5 protein-coding genes and 1 pseudogene are annotated in these 4,278 nt (G+C 59.4%); 4 read left to right on the top strand and 2 right to left on the bottom strand.

The features are described from left to right. On the top strand, positions 1–358 hold a 358-nt coding region (locus N825_RS35435; protein WP_037462257.1), incomplete at its 5' end, for a transposase. Positions 359–819: 461 nt separating this feature from the next. After that, positions 820–1,833, top strand: a complete 1,014-nt coding sequence (locus tag N825_RS39560; RefSeq protein ID WP_157619790.1) for a tectonin domain-containing protein — start codon at positions 820–822, stop codon at positions 1,831–1,833. A 137-nt stretch (positions 1,834–1,970) separates the two neighbouring features. Here N825_RS39560 and N825_RS35430 read toward each other — a convergent pair whose 3' ends face one another. Next, on the bottom strand, positions 1,971–2,684 hold the full coding sequence (locus N825_RS35430; RefSeq protein WP_037462254.1) for an IS6 family transposase: 714 nt from the start codon (positions 2,682–2,684) through the stop codon (positions 1,971–1,973). A gap of 97 nt (positions 2,685–2,781) precedes the next feature. Further along, positions 2,782–2,889 (bottom strand): annotated as a pseudogene (locus N825_RS40705) (IS5/IS1182 family transposase); the annotation flags it as partial. 127 nt (positions 2,890–3,016) lie between these two features. On the opposite strand from N825_RS40705, the gene N825_RS35425 reads away from it, so the two are divergent. Both N825_RS35425 and N825_RS38515 read left to right on the top strand, forming a co-directional pair. Continuing rightward, a complete protein-coding gene (locus tag N825_RS35425; RefSeq protein ID WP_037462251.1) occupies positions 3,017–3,238 on the top strand; it encodes a hypothetical protein in 222 nt (73 codons plus the stop codon). Between the two features lie 177 nt (positions 3,239–3,415). Then, a partial coding sequence (locus tag N825_RS38515; RefSeq protein ID WP_198039083.1) for a C1 family peptidase occupies positions 3,416–4,278 on the top strand: 863 nt, incomplete at its 3' end.

Below are 4,278 nucleotides of genomic sequence, written 5' to 3'. Positions count from 1 at the left end.
CGGCGGCTACGACAGAACCGGGGTGTACACCGCTCTGGACAAGCGCCATCCGGATGCTGTGATCGTCGTCCCACCGCGTGCCGATGCCGTGCTCAGCGCCACGGCGAACACCGACCCCACCCAGCGCGACCGCCACATCCAGGCAATCGCCGGGAAAGGACGAATGGCCTGGCAGCGCGACAGCGGCTATAACGAAAGAGCCCGCGTCGAGGGCCAGTTTGCACGCTGGAAGCAGGTCATCGGTGACGGGCTGCGTTTCCACGGCGACGAGGCCCAGGCCACCGAGGTCGCCGTCGCCGCCCAAGTCCTCAAGCGAATGCTCGACCTGGGACGCCCGAACTCCGTCCGCGTCGCATGATTAACAGTGAGGATGGGGGCTCCCTTGCCCCTTCCTCCTCCATGCAACACGCTGACGCATGAAGCCATCGAAGTCCTAAGATAGGAACCTCACCTACCTCGGCGACGGGTCTTTTGCTTGAAAAGCAAAGCACTGATTGCGGTCAACCTCGCCAACCGATCCTATAAATAGTTCCAACATCCTTCGTGCATTGCCCCTGGGACTTCCATAGCTTCATGCGTTACTCCTCGGACCAGCCTGTAATCAAAATGCTTGTGTGCCTCTCCGGACCGTTTAAACTATCCGTCTAAATGGCATTTAACCACATCGGTCTGATGGGCATCGATGTGACTCAATGCGGTGACGCCGCGAGGGCGGCCATCTATCTGTAGGATGCCCTGCTGCATTAGAGCACAACCATGACGGCTTCGATTTTGCACTGACCTAGTCAGATTCATAGGCCAACAATCACTGGAGGAAAAATGCCTTGGCTTCAGATCCCCGGTGCCGCGAAGGACATTGGTGCTGGCGGCCAACACAACGTATGGGTAATCGGCGTACAGCCTATTCCGCCGTATGGCGACGCTGTCTTTCGGCGGATGAGCAGCCCACCAACTGGCAATCCGTGGCAGCAGATACCCGGTGCAGCAGGGACACGCATTGATGTTGACGATCAAGGAAATGCATGGCTCGTCAACGCGCAAAATAACATTTTCAGATGGAACGGAAGTGCCTTCCAGCAAATCCCTGGTGCTGCGAAGGACATTGGTGCTGGCAGCCAACACGACGTATGGGTAATCGGCGTACAGCCTATTCCGCCGTATGGCGACGCTGTCTTTCGGTGGACGGGCGCCACAACTGGCAATCCGTGGCAGCAGATACCCGGTGCAGCAGGGACACGCATCGCTGTTGACGATCAAGGAACTGCATGGCTCGTCAACGCGCAAAATAACATTTTCAGATGGAACGGAAGTGCCTTCCAGCAAATCCCTGGTGCTGCGAAGGACATTGGTGCTGGCAGCCAACACGACGTATGGGTAATCGGCGTACAGCCTATTCCGCCGTATGGCGACGCTGTCTTTCGGTGGACGGGCGCCACAACTGGCAATCCGTGGCAGCAGATACCCGGTGCAGCAGGGACACGCATCGCTGTTGACGATCAAGGAACTGCATGGCTCGTCAACGCGCAAAATAACATTTTCAGATGGAACGGAAGTGCCTTCCAGCAAATCCCTGGTGCTGCGAAGGACATTGGTGCTGGCGGCGACGAAGTGTGTGTGATCGGCGTACAGCCTGCCCCGCCGTATGGCGACGTTATCTATCGGTTGAGGGGCGGCACAACTGGCAATCCGTGGGAGGAATTGGACGGTGGCGTCGGAACACAGATTAGCGTTTCTTTCATACCTGGCGTACCTGGCGGCGGATCAGGTTCTACACGTGCTTGGGCCGTAAATGCGCAGGGGAATATCTTCAGTGCTGGACTCTCGATTACGTAACGATAGCCGAGTGCAAGTGCAACGCATGAAGTCATCAATGTCTTAAAGGCATCGTCACATTAACTTGCTGGGCACCGTCAAGTTGTTGGGCGAGAGCCGAGATTTGGGCGAGCTTGAAAGCGAGCGGGTTAGTGGGGCTATGCGGATTGCGTGATGCCGCAGACGTCGTGCCACGCCTGGAAGGCGCGGGTCCGCTCGGCACGGTACTCGGTTGCAGGCATCAGGTGGCGGGGCAGGAGGAAGAGGTTGTTGATCTGGTCGTGGGCGGAAAGGAATCGCTGAGCGTGCCTGGCCGACTTGAATCGCTTCATCTGCCGTTCTCGTCGTCGGGTCGGCTGGTGTGAGTTTTCCGCCCGGTTGTTCAGCCCCTTGTGCTGGCGGTGCTCGACGCCCGGCATGATCTCCTTCTTCGCCGCGGCGTATGAGCCCAGCTTATCCGTGATCATGACGCGAGGCGCGCAGCACTGCCGCTTCAGGAGTTTGCGCAGCAGCCGCTTGGCCGCCTTCCTGTCGCGCCGGCTCTGGACCAGAATGTCCAGCGCGACGCCGTGCTGATCCACAGCCCGCCATAGATAATGCTTCTTGCCCACGATCTTGAGCACGACCTCATCGAGATGCCATTTGTCGCCGGGCCGGGGCAGTCGCCGCCGGATGATATTGGCGAACTCCTGGCCGAACTTGTGCCCCCACTGGCGGATCGTCTCGTGGCTGACCTCAATTCCCCGAAGCGCCAGCATCTCCTCCACCATGCGCAAGCTCAGCGGAAAGCGAAAGTACAGCCAAACCGTGTAGCTGATTAGCTCTGGCGGGAAGCGGTGGCCGGCGTAGAGGGACTGAGTCGAACTCGTCATGCCCGCCTCATACCCGACCCGCGCCCCTCAGGCAAACCGGCCCGCCGCCAACTCGACGGTGCCATTGGCCTCCCGGCAACGTCCGTGGCACGGCTTTCCAGGCGTTGATCGCCTCATCCGTGAACCACACCGTCAGACTGCCTCGTTGCCGCAGCGCCTCGTTATACGCCGCCCAGTTCGTCACCCGCCGCTTCGACCCAGGAATATGGTGGCGAGACGGGCAGCGTTGGCTTTATGCGGCATGAGGACGGGATCCGGAGCCTCGAAACAGGCCGTCCCCTACGCGATCCCGCACATCCGCGCAACACGCTGACCGCAGCCGTGGCGGCGGCGTGGTCGTGCGACGCGCCGCCAAGGGCTACTCGCTCTACAGTGAACGCTCGGGCGGACCGGTCGCCCGCCTGATGCCGACCGGCGAGGACGGCAAGGTCCGCGTGCTGGCTTGGCACCGCGAGAAATGGGGTGCCAGCGGACCCTTCGGCGTCCCCACCATGACGATCGACCGCGCCCTCGACTATGTCGCGTCAAACCCGTTCTTCTGGATTCGCGCTTAATCCAATCGAAAAATGCGCAAAGTCGAGCTGAGGACACGCCTACTTGTGGTCTTATGTCCTGAAGAGAGGCTTCCCTGAGATTGCCATCCTGAGTTTAACTTAGTGCTGACCGTGGAAGTTTAGATGATAAAGATAGTTGAGTGGTGCGTGCGTCTACATTATAAGGGAGCTCATAGTATGCCTGATCCTCAACTCGATGCACTCGTGCGGACCCTCGCTCAAACCGGCGCAAGATGGCAGGCGGGAGCGACGCCGCTAGCGCAATTGTCGATTGACCAAAAACGTGCTCGGCTTGGCGTCGTGGTAGATCAGGCCGCACTAGCGAGGGCCATGGCCCCGCAAGCGGTAGCAGTTACCCCCGCCTTCGCCCCTGCTGTCGACTGGCGAAACCGCAACTGTGTGACGCCGCCGAAGGACCAAGGCAATTGCGGTTCCTGTGTCTCGTTCTGCATTACAGGGCTTGTCGAATCGATGGCCTTGATCGAGACTGGCCAGAACCTTGACCTCTCTGAAGCCGATCTACACTTCTGCTCTTCCCATGGGGCGAGTTGCGGCGGCTGGTGGCCTGACCAAGCACTCGATCAGGTGAGAGGACGTGGTCTACCGGACGAGGCGGCCTTTCCCTATGCTTCGGCCTTCGAAGGTTCAGGGGGAGGGCCGGTTTGCCGCACCGCAGCTGACCGGGACGCGCGGGCAGTGAAGATCAGTTCCTCTGGCGCCATCTCCAATATCACAGCACGCAAGAACCACTTGACTACAGTCGGTCCGGCTTCGGCCGTTCTCCATGTGTTTGAGGACTTCTTCGCTTATACCGGCGGCATATATGCCCACGTCTCCGGGTCTAACGTAGGTTTGCACTGCGTGCTGGTGATAGGCTATTCCGAGGCTGACCAATGTTGGATCTGTAAGAACTCTTGGGGTATAGGCTGGGGTGATGGCGGATATTTCCGCATCGGTTACGGTGAGTGTGGAATTGATACCGAATTTCCCTTCTCGACTGGAACTGGCGTCAAGCTGCCGGTACGCAGAGGTTGGAGCAA

Source organism: Skermanella stibiiresistens SB22 (genome assembly GCF_000576635.1).
Taxonomy (GTDB): Bacteria; Pseudomonadota; Alphaproteobacteria; order Azospirillales; family Azospirillaceae; genus Skermanella; species Skermanella stibiiresistens.
This window is presented reverse-complemented; position numbering and strand designations above follow the sequence as displayed.

Bases quoted from the DNA above. Each gene is read 5' to 3' on its own strand.
- N825_RS35430 (WP_037462254.1), bottom strand. From the start codon at position 2,684: ATGACGAGTTCGACTCAGTCCCTCTACGCCGGCCACCGCTTCCCGCCA.
- N825_RS39560 (WP_157619790.1), top strand. From the start codon at position 820: ATGCCTTGGCTTCAGATCCCCGGTGCCGCGAAGGACATTGGTGCTGGC.